General features: G+C 69.2%; 18 protein-coding genes and 1 pseudogene. 11 read left to right on the plus strand and 8 right to left on the minus strand.

Going from position 1 to position 20,114, the window contains the following annotated elements:
* The 6 genes and pseudogenes from ABZS40_RS32770 to ABZS40_RS32795 form a co-directional block, all read left to right on the plus strand.
* On the plus strand, positions 1–423 hold a 423-nt coding region (locus ABZS40_RS32770), incomplete at its 5' end, for a hypothetical protein (RefSeq protein WP_354948037.1).
* Positions 420–770, plus strand: a pseudogene (locus ABZS40_RS32775) (hypothetical protein). The gene ABZS40_RS32770 and the pseudogene ABZS40_RS32775, both read left to right, overlap by 4 nt.
* 11 nt (positions 771–781) lie before the next feature.
* Positions 782–1,216, plus strand: a complete 435-nt coding sequence (locus ABZS40_RS32780) for a hypothetical protein (protein ID WP_354948039.1) — start codon at positions 782–784, stop codon at positions 1,214–1,216.
* Positions 1,216–1,869, plus strand: coding sequence for a hypothetical protein (locus ABZS40_RS32785; RefSeq protein ID WP_354948041.1), 654 nt, complete (start codon positions 1,216–1,218; stop codon positions 1,867–1,869). Before ABZS40_RS32780 ends, ABZS40_RS32785 begins: the two co-directional genes overlap by 1 nt.
* Entirely contained in the window at positions 1,866–2,258 is a 393-nt protein-coding gene (locus ABZS40_RS32790) for a hypothetical protein (RefSeq protein WP_354948043.1), read from the plus strand. The genes ABZS40_RS32785 and ABZS40_RS32790 overlap by 4 nt, the downstream gene beginning before the upstream one ends.
* Positions 2,259–2,445: 187 nt before the next feature.
* Positions 2,446–3,111, plus strand: a complete 666-nt coding sequence (locus tag ABZS40_RS32795; RefSeq protein ID WP_354948045.1) for a hypothetical protein — start codon at positions 2,446–2,448, stop codon at positions 3,109–3,111.
* Positions 3,112–3,173: 62 nt separating this feature from the next.
* Here the strand turns inward: ABZS40_RS32795 and ABZS40_RS32800 are convergent, their stop codons facing one another.
* The 4 genes from ABZS40_RS32800 to ABZS40_RS32815 all read right to left on the minus strand — a co-directional run bounded on the left by ABZS40_RS32800 (position 3,174) and on the right by ABZS40_RS32815 (position 7,621).
* Entirely contained in the window at positions 3,174–3,341 is a 168-nt protein-coding gene (locus ABZS40_RS32800; RefSeq protein ID WP_354948047.1) for a hypothetical protein, read from the minus strand.
* Between the two features lie 271 nt (positions 3,342–3,612).
* A complete protein-coding gene (locus ABZS40_RS32805; protein WP_354948049.1) occupies positions 3,613–3,810 on the minus strand; it encodes a hypothetical protein in 198 nt (65 codons plus the stop codon).
* 116 nt (positions 3,811–3,926) lie between these two features.
* Entirely contained in the window at positions 3,927–4,841 is a 915-nt protein-coding gene (locus tag ABZS40_RS32810; protein ID WP_354948051.1) for a DUF2637 domain-containing protein, read from the minus strand.
* The gene (locus tag ABZS40_RS32815) at positions 4,838–7,621 is read right to left on the minus strand and encodes a BTAD domain-containing putative transcriptional regulator (RefSeq protein WP_354948053.1); all 2,784 of its coding nucleotides are present in this window, start codon (positions 7,619–7,621) and stop codon (positions 4,838–4,840) included. Before ABZS40_RS32815 ends, ABZS40_RS32810 begins: the two co-directional genes overlap by 4 nt.
* Positions 7,622–7,901: 280 nt before the next feature.
* Here ABZS40_RS32815 and ABZS40_RS32820 point away from each other — a divergent pair, with 280 nt between their 5' ends.
* Both ABZS40_RS32820 and ABZS40_RS32825 read left to right on the plus strand, forming a co-directional pair.
* The gene (locus tag ABZS40_RS32820; protein ID WP_354948054.1) at positions 7,902–8,576 is read left to right on the plus strand and encodes a DUF1524 domain-containing protein; all 675 of its coding nucleotides are present in this window, start codon (positions 7,902–7,904) and stop codon (positions 8,574–8,576) included.
* 323 nt (positions 8,577–8,899) lie between these two features.
* Positions 8,900–9,502 carry a hypothetical protein gene (locus ABZS40_RS32825; RefSeq protein WP_354948056.1) on the plus strand — a complete coding sequence of 201 codons (603 nt, stop codon included), beginning with the start codon at positions 8,900–8,902 and terminating at the stop codon, positions 9,500–9,502.
* Between the two features lie 195 nt (positions 9,503–9,697).
* Here ABZS40_RS32825 and ABZS40_RS32830 read toward each other — a convergent pair whose 3' ends face one another.
* The 4 genes from ABZS40_RS32830 to ABZS40_RS32845 all read right to left on the minus strand — a co-directional run bounded on the left by ABZS40_RS32830 (position 9,698) and on the right by ABZS40_RS32845 (position 15,735).
* Positions 9,698–11,734, minus strand: a complete 2,037-nt coding sequence (locus tag ABZS40_RS32830; protein WP_354948058.1) for a hypothetical protein — start codon at positions 11,732–11,734, stop codon at positions 9,698–9,700.
* Between the two features lies 1 nt (position 11,735).
* Entirely contained in the window at positions 11,736–13,394 is a 1,659-nt protein-coding gene (locus ABZS40_RS32835) for an Hsp70 family protein (RefSeq protein WP_354948060.1), read from the minus strand.
* Between the two features lie 329 nt (positions 13,395–13,723).
* Positions 13,724–14,431, minus strand: a complete 708-nt coding sequence (locus ABZS40_RS32840; RefSeq protein WP_354948062.1) for an SDR family oxidoreductase — start codon at positions 14,429–14,431, stop codon at positions 13,724–13,726.
* Positions 14,428–15,735 (minus strand): transcriptional regulator, encoded by a 1,308-nt coding sequence (locus tag ABZS40_RS32845; protein WP_354948091.1) that lies wholly within the window; start codon positions 15,733–15,735, stop codon positions 14,428–14,430. The genes ABZS40_RS32840 and ABZS40_RS32845 overlap by 4 nt, the downstream gene beginning before the upstream one ends.
* Positions 15,736–16,250: 515 nt before the next feature.
* Between ABZS40_RS32845 and ABZS40_RS32850 the strand changes: the two genes are divergently transcribed.
* From ABZS40_RS32850 to ABZS40_RS32860, 3 genes are all read left to right on the plus strand, one after another.
* Positions 16,251–17,459, plus strand: coding sequence for an FAD-binding oxidoreductase (locus ABZS40_RS32850; RefSeq protein WP_354948064.1), 1,209 nt, complete (start codon positions 16,251–16,253; stop codon positions 17,457–17,459).
* Positions 17,456–18,154, plus strand: coding sequence for an N-acetyltransferase (locus ABZS40_RS32855; RefSeq protein ID WP_354948066.1), 699 nt, complete (start codon positions 17,456–17,458; stop codon positions 18,152–18,154). Before ABZS40_RS32850 ends, ABZS40_RS32855 begins: the two co-directional genes overlap by 4 nt.
* 507 nt (positions 18,155–18,661) lie before the next feature.
* Positions 18,662–20,110, plus strand: a complete 1,449-nt coding sequence (locus ABZS40_RS32860) for an amino acid permease (protein WP_354948093.1) — start codon at positions 18,662–18,664, stop codon at positions 20,108–20,110.
* Positions 20,111–20,114: the final 4 nt, after the last annotated feature.

Below are 20,114 nucleotides of genomic sequence, written 5' to 3' on the forward strand. Positions count from 1 at the left end.
ACCGGTAAAGCCGAACGCGCCCGCGCCCTCGCGGCCAGCGCCACCGGTGACGAGCGCACCGTCCTCACGAACACGGCCGCACGCTACGAGGCGGTTGCCATGCGCCGGCGTGAGTTCCTCCGCGCCTCGCTGCGTGAGGCCCTGGGCGGAACCGTCATCGCCGAGCCGGACACCGAGCAGCCCGCCGCACTGTGGCGGCGGCGCTACGTCGAGGTCCGCGCCCGTACCGGCGACGGCTCCCGCGTCCGCGTGCGCTGCACCCCGACGCAAGCCGTCGCCCTCGGCACCGCCCTCATCGGCCTCGCGGCCCTGACCGACCAACTCGGCGGCGGCGTCCTCGGCGACACCATCGCCACCTTCCCACCCACCTCCCACTCCACCCCGGAGCCCGAGGCGGGCGACGAGAACGGGAAGCCGGCATGACGACCTCGATCGACCCCTCCGAGAACACCGACGGCATCGGCGACGGGCAACGCACGGTCAGCGCTGAGCAGATCGCCGGGGCGCTCGCTCTGCTCGGCGCGGTCGACCCGGTCTGCGTCGAGGTGCTGACCCGGCTCAACCTGCGGGTCTACCCGGGCGAGCCCGGCGACCGGACCGCCTAAGTCGTCCTCGACGTGCACGGCGTCTCCATCGGCGTCAAACGCCGCGCCGACGGCCTGTACCTGCACGCCGACACCACCGAGACCGACGACCGTCTCATCGCCTTCGAGGTCAACGGCTACGGCGAGACCGACCACACCACCAATCCCTTCCACCCCGGCCTCTGAACGGAGCACCGATGTACCGCTCCATGGAATACGGCGACACCGCCCGCGTCATCACCCCCTCCGATGCCACCGAGCACCGCCTCGGCACCGTCACCGACGTCTCCTACTCCACCCCGCACACCACCTACGCGCGCCGCTACACGCTGCGCTTTCCCGGTGGCATCGAGCGCACCTTCCCGGCCGATGACGTCGAGAGGTGCACCCGCGCCGACGATCACGCCGCCCTGGAGGTCGCCTTCACCGCCGCGTGCGTGGCCCTGCGCGACGCCTGCCGCATCGCCCACGATTACGACCCCGACCTGAGCGTCGGAACCGCGAGCCTGATCCGGCGATTGGCCGACCTCAGCCGGCTACGCCTCGGGCTAACCCTCAACCCGTCCGGCACCACTGGCGTGGCCAACACCGGCTCGCCGAACACCCGCAACCAGCACGGGAGTAACCAGTGATGCCGCACCGTCCGCAGACCAACCGGTCCGGGGAGCCAATTGAGCGAGCTGCGCTCGGCTCCACCTCGGCGCCGCTGCTGGAGTCGCCGTACTGCCGAAGCTGCCGACGCGGCGTCAGCATCCACATCAACGGCCTCGGCATGGTGACGTACCAGCACGCCAACAAGCGAAGCGACAACGGTGACCACGACCCCGAGCCAGTAGCCGTCACCGAGATCCCGGACCCGATCATCGAGTGCGACTTCTGCTCCGCGCCCGACGCGGCCTGGATCTACCGGTGCGCCAACCAATTTAGCGAGCACCGACAAGTCACCGCGCGAGTCGTCAGCGTCAGCGACTACCGGTCTCGGCACGCAGCGGCCCGGGTGCGCCGCACCGACACCGAGCACGCAGTCACCCAGGCGTGGGGGGAACGGTGGCCAACTTGCCGCGACTGCGCCGACCTCATCGAGGCCCGCGACCTTTACGGGCTGATCCGCCGCGTGGTCGACGCGCTACCCGCCAAGCTCACCCGAGGCAAACACCTCGCACGCGTTCGCGGGGAGCTGCACGCCACCTACTCCGAGGTATTCGACACCCTCACGCCCGGACGAGGCCGCATCATTCCCGGCCACCCCCTCGGCCTCTGGCCAGACGCGGAGACGACCTCATGACCGACACCTCACAGCACCAGCGGCCGGCGTTCACCCACGCGAAGGCCCGACGCCGCCTCGGCGCGGTGTGCGCAGCCGACGACGGACCGCTGACCCGCATCACCGACGACCCGCACCTCGTCACCTGCCCGGACTGCGAAGGACTGGTCGAGTTCGACGCGCTACCCGACGACGCCACCGCAGGCGATCCCCGTGTGATCGAGGTGCTGCGCGAAGTAACACGCGGCAACTGCCGCAAGATCGACGGGGTGTTGGTGGACATGACCACCGCCGCCGCGATCCTGACCGTCTACGACGCGCTGAAACCCGCCACGCGGGTGAAACTGGCCGCGCTGCGCATCGACCGGATGGCACAGGTGGCGTGGCGGCTACTGCGCCCGCACGTGTAGGCAGGGCGGGTCGGTGGCCGGCGGGCACACCCGAGGGTGTGTGCAGTTCCCGACCGGCCACCTCGCCCACCCGGGCCACCTGCGACCACACGACCGCCTTTACCTGGGCCGAGCGTGTCGCCGATCCTACGGCGAAGAGCGAACTCGCCTCGACCGCGCGGCGCCGCAGCGAGTTACTCCGGGGAGGATGGACGGCGTGGCACGACGCATGATCAGCGGACGAAGCGCCCTCGACCGGGCCGGCGTCGCCGCGCACATCGGGGCGGCGTACTCCACGGTCAACCACTGGCACCGCCACCGCGCCCGGTTCGGCTTCCCCGAAGGCTTCCAGCACGACGGGCGGGAGTGGTTCTGGCTCGACGACATCGAGGCATTCCGCGCGGCGCACCAGGTCGCGAAGCGCGCCGAGCTGACGAGGGTTGACCGCCGCGGCGACTCCGAAGACCTCATCGGCTCGGGCACGGCGGCGAGGGTCCTCGGCTACGGCTCGTACCGCAACCTGCCCCACACCCTGCTCGACCACCCCGACCGCGTCGAGGTGTTACCAGACGGGCGACTGCGCCGCCTGTGGTTCCGGCGCACCGTGTGGGCCGTGGCCGACGCGCGTACGGGCCGGCAGTCCACCGGCCGCACCCCCGGCACCACCGGTGCCCGCAAACCGCACCCGTACGCCGACGACCCCCGGCTTCCCGCCGCTATCGCGCTCCTGGCCGAGGCGGACCGCGCCGGGCGTGACCGGCGCGGCCTCGGTGTCGCGCTGGCACAGCAGCTCGGCATCACTGAGCGCACGGCGCAGCGGCTGCTTGCAGCCGCATACGCGGCAAGCGGTACCTCTTCGAGGCAAACGACCTGAGTACGACAGGTGCCGCCGAGGCCGGGCTGACCCGACTCGGCGGCACCTGTCGTACGAGCTGCTCAGTCTTCGCCGTCGTCCTCGGCAGCAGTCCGAGGCGTCGGCACCGCGATCAGGTAGCGCAGCGCGCCGTTGATGTCGGTGTCTCGGCTGACGGCGGTGCGCTCCAGCACGTCGAACACATCGACATCAACCTCTAGGGTGCGAGGCGCGAGTGGCCGGTCGGTCATGGTCAGTTCCTCCTGACAGGGCGTGGCAGGGTGCCCCGGTTAGGCATCCGGATCCATCCACGTCGACCTCGGTCGAGGGATCAAGCCTGCCGGTGGTCGCGACCTGGGGCCGGGACCGGCGGCTCTGCGTGAAGTCATCGCCAATGGTGGATGCGGTGGTGCACGTCATCGCCGGGTGTCGTTGCGGGTCGCGGCGTCAGCCGCGTGGGCGGCGCGCAGGAGAGCGGCGGCGAGGCTGCGCGCGTGATCTGGGCTGAGGCTGAGCTGGAGATCACCCCTCAGTGGGAACGCTGATCTCGACGTAGGGGCGTTCCAGGTCGGCCGGATCAGTGCCGATCCAGTCCCGGGGCCATGTCCGAGCGACCCGTACCTGTGCCTCGACCAGGAGGCACGCCTCGTCGTACAGGCGAATGATGTCGGCTCGACCCCGGTACATGCGGGCGCGCAGCGAGCCACGCAGTCGCGGCACGCGATGCACCAGGGCGGGCAGCGCTGCGAGGGCGCGGCGCTGGCCTGTCGGCGGGACTCGTTCACGTGCGGCCTCCTCGCGGGTGTGGTCGTGCGTGGTGAGCCGATGTCGGCGCGCTAGACCGCCCTAGTGGGTCGGGAGCCGTTGAGCGGACGCTCTTCCCGGCGCAGCGCGGCGAGCAGGGCGGACACACCGCTGTTGCGGATGGAGTGGCCGTTGCGGCGCAATCGCCGGGCGAGGGCGTCGCGGCTGACGGTCTGGCCTTCGCGGGTCAGCTCGGCGCGGGCTTCGCGGGCAGCGGGCAGCAGCGGCACCAAATCTGGTGCGAGGTCTCGGTCAGCGTCGTCGGGGTCATCCTCATCGTGCGGATCGCTGTCGGGGTCATGGTCGCCCTCGCTGACGTCGGACCGGAAGTCGTCCGCCGGATGCGCGGCTGCGTCGGGAACCTCGTCAGGGTGCGACGTGCCGGAGTCGATCTCGAAGGGCGGGCGCGCGCTCAGAGGACTGGGAACGGCCGGCACGGTATCGCTGGTGCTCGGCATGGGCTCCGCCGGTGCCGGTGCCGGTGCCGGTGCTGGGTGGGCGGTCGGCTGTGGCATGGGCGATGCCTCGGCCGGTGCTGGGTGTGGTGGGCGTTCGAGTTCGCGGCGGCGGGCGGCCAGTTCCACGAGCGAGACCGATGCGACGATGATCAGCCCGTCCACCGACACCGGCAGCAGGTACGGCACCGTGCCGGTCTCCCCATATCGAGCCACGACTCCGACCATATGGTGATAGCTGATCCAAGCGGCGATAGCGGCGATGGCCGAGGCAGCGAAGACCCGGATAACGCCGAGTGCGCGCCGGTGTACGGGTACGCGGGTGACCAGCTCGACGGTGATCAGCAGGGCCAGGGGCGGCCATGCTGCGATGGCCTGGGAGATCGGATTCGTTTGCGCGTGCAGGATGTTGGCGGTGACCGAGGCGGCCACGCCCAGGGTTAGCGTCGCCCGTACGGCCCATTGCATCCGCTGGAGCCGCGTCTCGGTCATCGTGACCCTCCGATGGCCGATGCGGTGGGGGTGAGTTGCCGTTCGGCGACGCGGCGGGTTGCCTGCGACGGTTCCGCGCCGGCGAGGTCGGCGAGGTGTTTCTCCAGCCTGCGGAGGGTTCGCCGGACGGCGTCGGGTCGTTGCTGCCGGCCGTGGATCCGCATAATCCGCTGGTAAAGCTCCTCGTTGATCGGGTCGAGGTTGGCGGCGCGTTCTAGAGCGGCAACCGCCTCGTTGGGGTGGTTGGTTTCGAGAATCTCGGCGATGCGCGCGTAGGCGGTGAGGATCTGGTGGCGGTAGCTGGTGGCGTAGTCGGTGACCCAGTGGTGGTCGTGGCCATCGGCAAAGTCACCTGCATACAGGTCGGTCGCGTGACGCAGCGCGGCCAGCCTCTCGGTGTCGTCGTCGGTGATGGTCGTGGCCTGGCGGATTGCGGTGAGCATCTGCCAGAGATCCACCGCGACCGTCTGAGGGTCCAGCAGGTATCGGCTGGTGGCAGAGTCGAAGATGATGAACATCGGTTCGTCGTGGCCGGTCGCGGTGCGTAAGACCCGCCGGGCGGAGGTGATGTCGGTGCGGACGCGTTTGATGGCGGTGGTCGGGTCGATGTCGGGGTGTAAGTCGGCGGTGAGCTGGTCGAGGGTGCGGCCGGTGGGGTGTGCGGCGAGCGCGGCGAGCACCGTGTAGGAGCCTGTGCGCATTCCGGTGGTCACCGGGCCGGTGTCGGTGGTGACGCTGACGGGGCCGAGCACTCTGAGGCGAACGAGGGTCGCTGTGTCGTCGGTCTGGGTAGGTACGGGCTCGGTTGCCTTGGTGGTTGCCACGGCCGGCGGGGTCTCGGTTGGTGGGTCGTCGATGTCGGTGCCGGGTTCGGGGCGTGCTTGGACGGTGGTGAGCATGGCGAGTACGGCGGCGAGGTGGTCCGCGCTGAGGGTGGACAGCCGCGCCAGCTGGCACGCCGTGTCGCTGGTGACGAAGCCTTCGATAGTGACTTCGACGGTGGGGATGCCGTCTTGGTGGCCCAGGACGACTGGGTGCAGGTCCAGGGCTGCGCGGTGGGTAGCGACGGCCTGGAGGCGGGCGGCGTGCCGGCGGGTGGACTCGATGAGCAGCACGTACGGCGGTTGCGCCTCGGCGTGGTCGGTGCGGGCGTTGAGAGCTGCGATGGTGGTGGTGGTGAAGGTGTCCAGTAGCCGCCGCCGGCCGATCATCTCTTCCTCGGCGTGAGTGATGGCTGCGGCGGCGTCGGCGAGGACGATGAGTTGGTCGCCGTCGTAGGCGGTGCCGTCGGGGTCCAGCCCTATCAGCGGGGCACCCGGGGGGAGAAGTCGGGCGAGTAGGTCTGCTGTGGTGACGACTACCGGGCGGGCGGTGGCGCTGTCGGTGACGTCGGTGGTCAGGACAGCGGCGAGAACGGCGCGGGCTGCCGGGATGGCCTCGTCTCCCTCCACGGCAAGGCCAGGACCGGGCAGGTGGAACAGGCTCACCTCGTTGCCTTTCAGGTCGACGCCGACCGGAGCCGGTACGGCTGGGCTGGCACGGCGGTGGTCACCGACGGCGGTGCTGAGGTCGCGGCTGCCGATGGTCTCGACGTCAGTGAGCCACGGCGGTGCCGGGGTGGGTCGCGGCCCAACGCTGACCGGCGCCGGGAAGATCAGCCGGGCGTGGCGGCGTCGGTGGAGACGGAGCAGGACGGCCACGGCGGCGATGGCGGCGGCCAAGCCGAGGCTGATCCAGCCCTGTGTCGGCAGTGCGATCCCAGCCTCTGCGCCTGGCTGATCGGTGGGCGATTCGGAGGCGGACACCGCGCCGTCGGCAGGGACGCTCGGCGTGGTCGGTGCGGGGGTGCGCGGCCTCGGCGTACTCGCTGTCGGGGTGTCGGGGGCCGGTATGGCGCTGGCTGGTGCCGGCGGTGCGGTGGGCGCGGTGTCGGTGGCCCCGGGTGTCGCGACGTCAGGGCTGCCAGTGGTGGGAGCGGTGGGATCAGGTAAGGCAGGTGCTGGCGTGATTTCACGGGCGGGGAGCGCGAGTGTCCATCCGACGTGGATCTCGTCGGGGTCGGTGAGGGCATAGCCGTTGGCCTGCTTGTGCCCCCGGTTGAGTGTGTAGATCTCCCGCCAGCGTTTCGGGTCACCGAGATGCTTCGCGGCGAGATCCCACAAGGTGTCTGCGGCGATGACTCGGCACGTCCCACCCGGGGCGGAACGAACCACGTTGGCGCCGGCTTCCTGGCGAAGGTCCGGCGGCGGGGCGGACCGGACGGAGAAGGCCAGGGCCGGCGGCGTTTCCAGGGTTTCCCCGCGTGGCACTCGTGATGCGGGTGCCGGCGGGGCATCCAGGGTGTCGAGGGTTAGTCGCCTCTCGCCTACCGGCGCTGGGGCGTCTGGTGGCGGCTCGGCGTCCATCGCGGTGGTGTTGTCGGCGGCAGCGGGCAAAGCGGCAACCGTGGTCACGACAGTGGTGCCGAGCAACACCGCCGCGAGCGTTTGCAGTGGCCGGGGTAAGTGCAGCACGACGTGCCAGCGCAGGCGATCGGTGAGGTATTGGTGGGTGTGTTCCGCGATAGCAACGGCAAGGAGCAGCCACAGCAGCCAGGCTCCGATTTGCCCCAGCAAGGCGAGGAAATCGGCGCTCAGTGGCTGGCTCAGCCACACGCGCAACTGGTCTGCCGACACCACCCCGGGGCTGATCCAGCCGGTCCGGTAGAGCAGCACCGGCGGTGCCAGCGCGAGCAAGCAGGTACCGGCGCGTACGAGCACCGCTGAGGATCGTCTCGCCATAGCGTGTCTCCCTCCCGAGGTGCGCAAGGGGCGGTGAGACAGACCGTAGGAGCTGGATGGGCTGCTGATACCGATGCCGGTGCTAACAACACCTCACACGGCCTTACACGGCCTTACACCCGCAGGTCACGGCCTTGCCGTACCTCCGTGCCTCGCGACGTGGGGAAGTGAGGCGACGATGCGGATTCGTTGCTGTTTCCTCCTCTCTTCACAAACACGCTCTTCGATGGACATGATCGCTGTAGACGATTGCCGTCTACCCGATGTCGAGGAGGCCGCTATGCGGATACGACTCTCTGCCCGCTTCCCCCGCGCTGTGCATGCCGTCGCGGTTGCCACCACCGCCGTAGTCATCGCGAGCGCTGGCCTCTTGGGCGTCAGCGCGCAGCCGGCGTCCGCCACGCCCCCGGGCATCCCATCGAAGGCGACGGCGCAAGCGCAGCTCAACGCGTTGACCGTGGCCACAGAAGGCTCGACCAGCGGCTACTCCCGGGACCTGTTCCCGCACTGGATCACCATTAGCGGCAGCTGCAACACCCGGGAGCAGGTCCTCAAGCGCGATGGCACCTCGGTCGTCGTCGACAGCTCCTGCGCTGCCACCTCAGGTCGTTGGTACAGCCCGTACGACGGAGCGACCTGGTCGGCTGCCTCCGACGTTGACATCGACCACGTCGTGCCCCTGGCGGAGGCGTGGCGCTCCGGCGCCAACTCCTGGACGACCAGCCGCCGGCAGAGCTTCGCCAACGATCTGAGCCGCCCGCAGCTGATCGCGGTCACGGACAACGTCAACCAGTCCAAGGGCGACCAGGACCCGTCCACGTGGCAGCCGTCCCTGTCGTCGTACCGATGCACGTACAGCAAGATGTGGATCACCGTGAAGTACAACTGGGGCCTGAGACTGCAGTCGTCGGAGAAGTCCGCGCTACAGACCATGCTCAACACCTGCAGCTCCTGACCACAACTCCGGCCGGCGGCGCTATCCACAGGATGCCGCCGCTGGCCGGGTAAGTCGTCAGGCTCGTCTCCGACTTTCCGGCCGTGCTGCTCTCGAAGTTTTCTGACCTGTTGATCCGCGTAGCGAGCATGTCCGCGATGTGCTCGGTTCGGGGTTGGCTCGCTTACCCCGGAAGCGACCAGAGTGTCTTATAGGCGCGAATCTTGTGGGATCGGGGCTAGGTTGCTTGGTGATCACTGACCGCCGCCGCACGGCACCAATGTCGAGTCCAGGAGCTCAAAGTGATCCCGCACGGTCCAGGCATGGCATGGGACGCTTGCGCGATGGAGCAGTCCGAGGGTGGCGACGCCGACCGGCTCGGCAACGTGGACGCAGCAGTCCGCCCCCAGATCTTGCTGGCCGAGTACGCGGCGCTCCGGACCGAAATCGAGCGGCGCGCGACCACGCAATGGAGCGTTTTCGCCCTCCAGTTGGCGTCTGCAGGCGCGATTGCCAGCGTCGCGATCTCAGCAACGTCGAACCTTGCGCTGTTGTTGCTCGTACCGCTGTCGTCCTACCTCCTGGGCAGCCGGTACATCCTGCACGACTTCCATATCAAGCTGATCCGTCGCTATCTGCGGGAATCGCTGGCGGACCGGCTGGCAGGCCACATCCAGTGGGAGTCCTGGCGAACCGCGGCGCTCGCCGCTCCCACCACGCGCGGCTGGTTCAGCGTCACCGGCTGGAACGTCGTGCACTCCACCCGGCTGGCGTTCGAGGGTGTCGGATTCCTCGCACTCGCCGCCGCCGGGCTGTCAGCGAGCTATCACTGGTGGCAGACGCCGCCGCCGTGGCCGCTGACCGCCGGTTTCGCCGCGAGCTGGCTGCTCGGCGCGGCCATCACGGTCCTACTGCATCGCGCCTTCCAACGCGCGTCGGACCTGTGACTACTCGAACAGAGCCAGTGGTAGCCGGACAGCTTCGTCGAGCAGGGCAAGCCGAATTGATCAACAACACCAACGGCGCGCGCGACAACCTTGAACAACGGCCACCCCGAACCGCCGAAGCCGCGAAGTAGGTCCGAACAACCCACCGCCCTGCCCCCGACCACTTGTGCGGACGTCGAGATCACGCGAGCCAGGTTACCGTCGGCGGGCACCGGTCGCGGTGCTGGTGTTGTTCGAGCGACGATCGGGGGCATCGCCGTCGAGCCCAGCGTGCAACAGGAGACGCAGGTAGCGGTCGTGCAGTTCCGTGGCCGCCTCGTGGTCACCGCGGGCGGTGAGGGCGCTGCGGGCGCGGGCGTGTAGGTCTGCGTTGTACGGGTCGATGCGGAGGCCCGCCTGCAAAACGGCAAGGCCGCGCTGCGGGTCAGGTTCGGCGTCGGCGAGGGCGGCGCAGGCGTCGATGACATGCCGGCGGGTCGTTTCGCGGATGGGGTCGAGCCATGGCCAGGTGCGTCCGGCGGCGAGGTCAGCGGGACAGGCGTCAACGACGGCCTGCCAGGCAGCGGTGGTGTTGGTGACGGCGCTGGCCGCGTGGTGAATGGCGGCTTGCAGCTGCCACAGGTCGACGTCCACGTGTGCCGGGTTGAGGCGATAGCGGTCGTCGGTGTGTTCGATGACGTGCATCCCGCTGGCATCCCGGATGACAGTGCGGAGTTCGCTGAGGGTGGTGTAGAGCCGTCCGGTGAGGGACCGGCGGGGGACACCCGGCCAAATGGCATCGGCTAGCTGTGAGGTGTTAGCGCCGGTGGGGTGGTTGGTGGCTAGGAAGACGAGGATCTGGAGGGCGGCGCTGCGGCGGATGGTGAGGGGTTCGCCATCGACGAGGAGGGTGGGCTCGCCCAAGACGCGTAGGCGAAGCTGCCGAGTGGAAGCATCGGGCCGGCTGCGGGGCTCGGCTCGGGTCGCTTGCCGCGGCAGCCGGGTCTTCGGTGGCACCACGTGCGGAAGGGGAGGAGGGCCCGGGGTCGCTGGGGCTGGCGGCGCCGGGTCGGGGTGGACGATGACGGCGAGCAGGTCAGTTGCTGCCACCTGGTCCAGGACACACAGTCGAGGTCCATGTTCTTCGGGGCGCAAGGGGTCGTGCACATGGCCTGTCGGGGCGGCCTGCCAGGTTGGGCCCGCTGGCCATCCGCCCAGCACAACGACTCGGCCACCGGCCGTGGCCGCCATATCAGCGAGGTGTCTCACGTCGTAGCCGTCGCACTCCTCCTCCAACAGGAGGACGATCCTCGGTGAGGGGGCGGACTCGACGAGCCGCGTTGCGTCGTGGATGGTCTCCACGGCATTGAGCTGTGGTAAACGCCGGTCGAACGCCTCCGCGTCGCCGCCCAGGAGGCTGGTCAGCGTTGCCCAGGTGGTGACCAGCGTTGGGTTGCGGAGGTGGTGCCCGGCCAGCAGGGCGGTGATCAGCAGTCCTCGGCCGATCGATAGCGTGCCGGGTCCGCTGATGCCCAAACCACTGACCGGGAAGACACCGACCAGGGCGGCGAAGCTGCCCGACGGCTCCGACGCAACCGACGAGGCAGGAGCGTCGGCGAGGGCTGCCTGTACGGCCGCGACGGTCGGAGGCAGTCCTACGGCGTCGAGTTCCTCGCGGCGGTGTAGGTCGGGTGGGCGGGGCTGGTAGTCGCGGCGGCGGCGCAGCCAGACGAGGGCTGCGGCAGCAGCGACCTGCCCGGCGACCTCATCAGGAAGCCACCCGCCGGCCAGGTGAGTCCCGCCATCGCTCGCCGCCGTGTCCTTATGAATGGGGCTGACCCCGTCGGAATCCTCGGGCATCCCTGCTGCGAGCGGAGGCGATGGTTGCGGCGGGGCGATGGTGACCGTGTTGGTGGCGACGCCGAAGACTGCGGCTCCCACCATTCCGCTGGCCGTCGCCTGCAGCGGCGTCGGCAGCGGGAGCCGGCGCAGCCATCCCACCGTGGTACGCAGACGGGTTAAGGCCCGTACGGCGACGGTGTAGGCGAGCAGCAGCCACAGCAGCCATGCACCGATCGTTAACGCGGCGGTGAGTGTCTGCTCGGTCAAGGGCTGCTGCACCCACGCCCGTACCTGCTCGGTGCTCGGCCACCCGCGTATGGGTGGGCCGATCAGGAGTAGCAGCACCATCGGTGGGCCGGCCAGGAGTGCGAGGACGACCAGCAGCGACATCAGCTGGCGCGGCCACCGCACCTCACCCACCCCCACCCGGCGGGCCGGCAACCGCTGATCGCTGTGCGCCGACGGGGCTTGTGGTGGCGGGGCGGATGATGCGGGTCCATAGCCGGGCCGCCCACCACATCGCTACGGCCACGGCGTAGCTGACGCCGAGGATGCCGGCGGCCTGCTTGCTGACGATCGCGGCGCTGATCACCGCGACGGGGGCACTGAGGATGAGGCGGAACATCAGCGGCGCCACCAGCGCCATGACCAGCCCGACGCCGAGGAGAAGCCCACCGACGCGCCCGGAGATGTCGATGAACAACAGCCGATCGGGCCACCTGTCGGCCGTCAGCGAGTACTGGATCAACCCCATACCGAGCGCTGCGGTGAGGATCGAGCCGGTCGGTGCGGCCAGCAGCGCCGACCAGCCGCCGTGCGGGGCACGCCGCTGCCGGGCGGCGACCACCGCCATCGCCACGGCCATCACCACGATCGGCGTGATCGGCCACAACGCCCATTTCAGGAACGGGCCCACGGGTTCGCCGAAGTACTGGCTGGTGACGACCGCGTAGAGGCCGGCGATCGCCGCGCCGAGGCTGACGGCGGCGAGGATGCCGATACTGACCTTCCCGCCCTCGGTGCGGGTACTCGGCGTGGGGCTGCGCGCGGCGATCAGGGAACCGAGGACGGTCCCTGCAGCGAGGCAGGCCAGCAGGGCGAACACGGCGGCCATCGTGAACTCGCCCCAGTTCAAACTCACCGAGCGGTAGACGTTCATCAGATTGTGCTGTTCGGCGGTCAGGAGGACCTGCCAGATCAGCGCTAGGGACGCGAAGCCCGGTACCGCGATGGCCACGGCCCGTCGCACCGGCGGTATCGGCACCTCCACCGCGACCGCCGTCCCCGGGTTCGAGGCGCCGGCGTCCGCGGCACCCCGGGCGGCCACGAGCTGAGGCTCGGGAACAACCGTGGTGGTGATGCCTGTGTGCTCGGCGACGACTGTGTCCAGGTGCGGCAGGTGGGCGCTGCCGCCGACGCAATAGATCCCCACCAGGTCGCTGGGGGAGAGTTCGGCGGCGGCGATGGTCTGCCCGACCAGCTCCGCCACGCGTCGAATAACTGGCAGGGCGGCTTCGACGAGCATGGTGGTGTTCGCGATGACCGGTGCCTGCCCGGCGAGCGGCACCGTGACGGCAGGGTGCGCGCCCAACGTCTCCTTCGCAGCGCGGATGCTCTGCGCTGTCGCCCAATCGCCCATGCCGTCGCCGGGCGCGTCCCGGCCGCCTGTCAGAGCGGCAGTCATGGCCAGGTCGACGGCGGTGCCACCGGCGGCAGGGTCAGCGAGGGTCGAGAGGACCTCGAACCCAGCCGGGCCGCGGCGAAGCACCGTCACCTCCGCACCCGCGCCGACGTCGCACACGACGATGAATGCTCCGACCGGTAATTGCAGACCGGTCGCCAGCAGGTACTCGGCGACGGCTGCTGGGGCCTCGACGAGTCGCGGCTGCGCCAGACCGGCCCGATGCGCGGCCTGCCTCATCCAGGTCCGCCGTCGCGGTCCCCAACCTGCCGGTATCACCAGTCGCACATCTCGCACCGGCCCGCCGGCAACCCGCTCGGCTTCGGCCGCGACCGTGCGCAGCGGCGCCGCCGCCAGCACGAGTGCCTCCACCGGCGTGTTGTCGACCATGACGTTGTCATCGACGGCGCGGCGAGGGCTCGGTATGAAACTGCTCGGTTGCTCTGCGGCGGCCTGCCACGCCCGCTGTCCTGTCCGTACCTCCCCGTCGGGGCCTACGTGCACAGCGCTGGGCAGATACGGTAACCCGTCAAACGAGAGCGCAGACGCGCTGCCGTCAGCCCAGGCAAGAACAGCCACGGTGCTGGCGTCACCACAATCGATCGACAGCCGCGCTTCCCCCGCCTGCATGCACACAGTCAAACATGAAGATCTCATTCACGTCATCTGTTGATCACACAGAGGTAGCTCGGTGCCGCCCAGGCTGTCCGGTGATGCCGCTACCAGGCGAGTGGTCGTCGCTGGAAGTAGAGTCCCCCGGTCGGGCCATCTGACGGCAGTGTGGCAAGCCATACGAAGGTGTCCGCCGCTTCGTCGGGCGTGGAGTTCGCCTTCCCGTAGGCAAGGCGGGTGTCGACCTTGCCCGGGGACGCCGCGTTCACCAAGATGCCGTCGTCCATGAGTTCAGCTGCGAGGATGCAGGTTAGGGCGTTCACCCCAGCTTTCGACACGCGGTAGGAGACGCTGCCGGTTCCCATTTCGCCGAATGTTCCCATGTGGCTGGTGACGTTGACGACCCTGCCGTACCCGTTCTTTCTCATCTCGGGGATGGCTGCGGTGCAGCAGCGCCAGGTCCCCACGATGTTGGTGTCCAGGGTGGCTCGCACCTTCTCGATGTCGGCGCTGGCCGCTTCCTGGCCTCGGTCGATGGCGATGCCGGCGTTGTTGACGAGGATGTCGAGCCGCCCGTACTGGTATCCCACGTCCGCCATGGCGCGAGCGACGCTGGCCGGATCGGCGATGTCTAGCTGCTGGCCGGATGCAGCAAGTCCATCCGCGAGTAGCTCGTCGGCGGCCCGATTGGCGGCCTCCTCGGTGCGGGCTGTGACGACCACGTGAGCGCCGGTCTCGGCTAAGCCGCGGGCGATGGCTTTGCCGAGGCCGCGGTTGGAGCCGGTGACAACTGCGACCCTATTGGCCTCACTCATGTCAGCAGACTACGCACGCACTCGTCCAACTCTCCTGCGGCGGGGTGTCGATGCGCCACGAGGCGACCATGGATGTCGAGCAAGCGGCGGTGGTTGCGCACGGATCGGGTGGCGACGACATCTGGGGCAGCCTGGGCGACGAGGCTGCACGCCTGCTCGACATCTCCAAGATTGAGTACGGAGTCAGCGCGCCAGATCAGATAGGTTGCGCGGTCGCGGCTGCGCTCGGCCGGTTGGAGTGCGAGGGTCTGCTGAAGCCAATAGTCGCTGGCTTGGTGGCGCTGCAGGAGCAGGTAGCAGGCCGCAACTTGGGCGGAGTACTCCGCCTGATCAAAGTAGCTGGCCCAGGCCGGGCTTGCTTCATCGTCGGCGCGTGACATCTCGGTGTCGGCCTCTGCGAGTCGGCGCTCGCACGCTACCGATTCACCAAGCACTGCATGTGTGCGAGCCAAACGCGTAGTGAGCATCGCTCGTACGCGGGCGGGCGCATCCTTCGCCCCAGCCCGCGCAGCGTCGGCCAGACGGAGGGCCTCGGTGGGACGTTCAGTGTCGACCCGCTGAAGGCTCATGCACTTCAGGATGTTCGCGCCTGCCGCGCGGTCGGCTGCGGAGTGGGCAGCGTGGAGGGCGGCGAACCAGTAACGCTCGGCTGCCGCGTGGAATCCTGCATCGAAACTGGCCCAGCCAGCGATTCGCCCCAACTCGGCGGCGACAACCAGCAGGCGATTGCCGGCAAGCTCCGAGTAGCTGCTGTGGCGCAGGAGATCCGTTACCAGCCGAAGCTCGGCGTCAACCAGCGACCGCACGCTCCCGCCGCCGAGGCTGGCGTCCATGCGGCGCAGGGCGGGCAGCCGCTGTTCAAAGCAATCTAGGAGATCTGCATCGACGCGGCCTCCCTCAAGCGCTGCGTTGATCTTCGGCGGCTCGGTGGCGAGCCACCGTTCGGCTATCGCGGCAGCTAACCCGGCCTGCATGATCAGAAACCCTCGGCGATCTAGCACTGCTGGTCCTGCAGTGTCGTCAAGCAAGGCCACTGCTCCCTTGACGGTCCAAGGTGCTGACGCGCTGATCGCGGGACCGGTAGGGAGCCAGTAAGGCCACCCGAGCGCCTTAACTGTTTGCTTATCAACGCCGAGTTCGTCGGCCAATGCGACCTGTGAATCCTCATCCGGCACCACGCCCCATCGCTCCCAGCGCCAAGCCTTCTCGCGCCGGGCGGCAGTGTTTAGACGGCGCGCGATGACATCGACGAGATCTTGCTGCGTCCAGCTTCGCTGTTCTCGAACGTAGCTCAACGGATGCACCAAGAGCTGACTCCGTGGCGATGGTGTCCGCGTCATCCTGCCTCCCCGATCGTCGCCGTCACTCTAGTCCGATTCGGGCAAAGAAACGTGCTCTCAGCTGCGGAAACTGTTCGGATCCGTCATGAGACAACAGCGAGACAACAAGCCAAGCGTCGATTTGCTCTGGTCGTTCGGCTTTCCTGAATGGGCCAATCCGTTTCGGTGTCGACCGGTCGCTGTCGGTGATTGGACCGCGCAGAACGCAGGTCGCCCGGCTCGGCGGTGAGCAGGGGTGGTCCGCCCTAGAGGCACTGGCGAGCCTCCTGCACGGAGTTGCGAAGTCGGGGCCGAGAGAAGGGGTGGCATAGAGATGCGCCGGAGGAAGTGGTTTGTTCCGGCCGACGATCGGTCGTTCGACCCCGTCGGTAGCAACGTGACGCGGCAGGTGCGGGTAGAGACGTGCGCCGAGGTTTCGAAGCCCAGTCGGACACTGCTCAGCGCTCATGGTGTCGGCGTGCCCAGGACGAGCCGGCGCGATGGCTGACCTGGGACTCTCGCTGGCGGTCGCCCTCGCCTCGCCCGGCCGAGCTGCCGATCACTTTTGGTCGTTCATGGAGGACCGCAGCGTGCGGCTAGTTCCGCACCAGTTCGCGGCGGTGTTCTTCTCGACGCTTGGGCAGTTGGTCGCGGGTCGGGGTGATCCGGCTGGTCGGCGTGCGGCGTTGGCGGTGTTGGGTCGGATGTACCGGCGTTTCGATCTTCAGCCGTATCACGGGACGGCCGTCGCGGCTGCGTTGGTCGATACGGTGCGCCGGTTCGCGGGCGATGGTTGGGAGCCCGAGCTGGCGGGTCAGTGGGAGGTGGGGTGTCGTCGGGCGCTTCGGCTCGCCGAGCGGGCGGCGGGGGCGCTGGGTGATGGTCCGCATGTGACCTTCGGCGTGGTGGAGGCATCTGAGGCGGCCTCTGATGGTGTGGCGGTGTTGACTGTCCGGCCGATGCGGAGGCTTCGGTATCTGCCTGGTCAGGCGATGCCGGTGTGTACGCCTCGGCTGCCGGGGCTGTGGCGGTGGTATTCGCCGGCGAGCGTTTCGCGCCCGGACGGGCGGGTGGAGTTCCACGTTCGTGCCGTACGGGAGGGTGTGATTTCGCCTGTTCTGGTCGAGCGGGTCGCGCCGGGGGAGGTGCTGTGGCTGGGGCCGGCTTCCGATGTCGGGTTGTCGCTGGAGGCCGCTGGTGACGCCGATCTGCTGTTGGCGGCCGGCGGTACTGGCCTTGCGCCGCTGCGGGCGCTGGTCGAGCAAGTTGCCGCGTCGCCGGGCGGTCGGCGGGTGACGTTGGTGGTGGGCGTGCGGACGCTTCTGGACCTTTACGACGCGGTCGCGTTGGACAAGCTTGAGCAGGCGCATGGTGACTGGCTCACGGTCGTGTTGGCGTTCTCAAACGACCGTGATGTGGAGCCCGCAGCGCAGGGCGATCTGCTCAGCTTGGCCCTGTATCACCATCAGCCGGGGCAGGCGTTCTATGTCTGCGGCTCACCGCGGTTGATCGAGGCGGCGCGGAACCGGCTGCCAGCCGCAGGGGTCGCTGCGGAAAGCCTGCATCTCGCTGCGACTTTCCATCGCGCGCTCGATTCGGCGCTGTGGGTGTCTCGGCAACGCTCAGCGCATGCTGCCCACCTGGGGACCGTGCTGGAGGCGGCCGGCGACGGTAGCTCGCTCGGCCAATCCCGGGGGGATGCGCCATGAGCTTGATGGAGACAGCGGTCCGTCGCGCGACCGACGAAGACGCTGATGCGTTGTCCTCGGTCATGGCTGACGCGCTGATGACCCAGCCCCTGGGTGTTTGGCTGGTCCCTGATGTCGCCAAGCGCGCAGTGGTTCTGCGTCGCTGGGCACGGCTTGTGCTGTTGCAAGGGCTAGAGCGCGGTCGAGTCGATACGACCGACGATCGCGCGGCGGTGGCGGTGTGGTACGCGCGGTTGGAGCCACCCCCGCCGGCTGCCGCATGGGTGTACGACCTGCACAGGTTCCTCGGCCCGCACGCGGCCCGGTTCGCCCTGCTGCACGCCTGCGTCGATGGGCTGCGTCCCCACCGGCCGCATCACCAGCTCGCTCACGTCGCGGTCCGTCCCGGGCACGTGCAGGCGTTGCTGGCCGCCCATCACCAGACCCTGGACCTCGCGGGGTTGCCGTCGTGTGCGGAGTACAGCGGTGACCGGCCCGGAGACGGACTGCTCGCGGAGGTCGGTTATCAGCCGCGCTCGCCGATCCTGCTCGCGCCAGGAGGTCCCGCTCTGTGGCGGATGTGGCGCCCTCAACCATGCGACGAGCAGCCCTGCCGATCGGCTGGCGGTGGGCTGCCGCGACGAGTCCGCCTGGACCGCACCGCGACTCCCTTTCTTGGCCGCGTCATCCCGGCGGCACCGCCGCGTTCTCCCTGACCACCCCGTAAGGCACCAACTTCTTTACCTGCTGGCGGTGACGTCTCGGCCAGCGGGCCAGGTCATCACACCCTCATACCGAAGGAAGGCACCCCTCATGCTGACCCGAGTCACTCAGCCCACCACCGCACTGCTTCCACGCAGTCCCGCCTTGCGGCGTTGGTGGAGGTTGCCAGCACGGATCGCGACTGCCGGCACCGGTACCGACCTCACGCTCGTAGGCGACGTGGCGTCGACGGAGTACGCGTGGGGGTATCCGATCCGGCGCGATTGGCCAGACGGGGCTCACGACCTGTTCGGATTCACGCCCGATGCCGATACCGCGATTCGCTGGCTCAACCGCGACCGGAGCTTCTGGCGCGGCGGTCCGGTACGGCCGACGGCGGTTTACCTCGTGCCTGCGAACGCCGCTGCTGTGGGTGCGCATCCTGTAGGTGGCTGCCGTAGGTCGGGGTGTCCGGACTCGCCGCAGCGGGGGCAGCGGGGGCAGCGGTGAAGGCGGCGCAGGTGCAGGTGGGGCTCGCACGGCGGACGCTGACGCCGTTTGGGTTGTGGGTGTTTGGAGCGGCGGCGTCGGCGCCCATGGTGGTGCTCAGCGGAGGCGTCGTCGGCACCTATGCGACGACGCAGGTCACGGCGCTGCCGCTGACTTTCGTGGTCGTGGCGGGCACGGTTGCGCTGTTGGCGGTCGGGTACGCGGCGATGGCCCGCCAGCTCGGGCATCCGGCGGCGTATTACGGCATTCTCGCCCACGGGCTGGGCCGTGGCTGGGGTGTCTCCGGTGGGGTGGTCGCGGTGGTGGCCTACAACGCGATCCAGATCAGCCAGTATGGGCTGTTCGGGGCGGCGATGGCTGCCCATGTCGGCGGCACGTGGTGGGTGTGGGCGGGCGTCGCCCTGGTCGTCGTCGGGGTGCTGGGTGTGCGGGCGATCGTGTTGTCGACCCGTTTCCTGGCCGTCGTTCTGGCGTTGTCGTTGCTGATCGTCGCGGTGTTCGTCGTTGCCGGGCTGGGGCAGCCGGCGGACGGTGCGGTGTCGTGGGACGGCTTCCACGCCTCGGGTCTGGTGGTCAGTGGCATCGGAGGTGCGGTCGCCTTTTGTACGGCCGGGCTGGCGGGGAGTTTCGACACGCCGGGGTCGTTCGTCGAGGAGGCCGTCGACCGGCGGTCGGTTGGCCGGGCCACTATCGGCGGGGTACTCGTCCTCGGTGGGGTGTATGCCGTTGCCGCCTTCGCGATGGGGGTGGCGGTCGGCCCTGACGTCGTCGGCGCGGTGTCCGCTGATCCGGCGTCCGGGTTGCCGTTCTCGGTCTTGGCGCGTCTTGGCGGCTGGTGGACGGCCCTCGCGAACGTGGTGCTGATCTTCGCGATCGTCACCTCGATGCTGGCGTTTCACTCGGTGATCGCCCGGTACGTGTTCGCCATGGCCCGGGAGAGGGTGCTGCCGGCGGGTCTTGCCCGGAGCAGTAGCGCGACCCGGGTCAGTGCGCCGCGTGGTGGGTCGTTGATGCAGACGGCCGTCGCGGCGGTGGTGGTGGGCGTGTTCGCGGTCAGCGGCGCTGACCCCATGGCGGTGATGTTCACCTGGCTGTCGGCGTTGGGGGCGATGGGCCTGTTGTGTCTGCTGCTGGCCGCGTCGGTGGCCGCGATGACGGCACCAGCCAGCGTGCGCGGCCCCCGGGCCGGCGCGTGGGAGTGGCGGCTCGCACCCGCCCTGGGCGTGCTCGGCGGGTCGGTGGTGCTGGCCCTGATGGTCGGCAACGCCGGGTCTCTCCTCGGTGCCGCGCCCGGATCGCTGTATCCGTTCCTGCTGCCCGTGATCCTCCTTGCCGTCGCCGTTGGGGGCGGGTTGTGGGCCGGGCATCTGCGGCAGGTCCGCCCGGAGGTCTACGCCGGCATCGGCCGTGGCACACCAAAGAGGCATGCCGTTCCCGACGCCATGAACCTCTCGATCTGAGGAG

This window comes from Micromonospora sp. NPDC005324, assembly GCF_040607155.1.
Taxonomy (GTDB): Bacteria; Actinomycetota; Actinomycetes; order Mycobacteriales; family Micromonosporaceae; genus Micromonospora; species Micromonospora trifolii.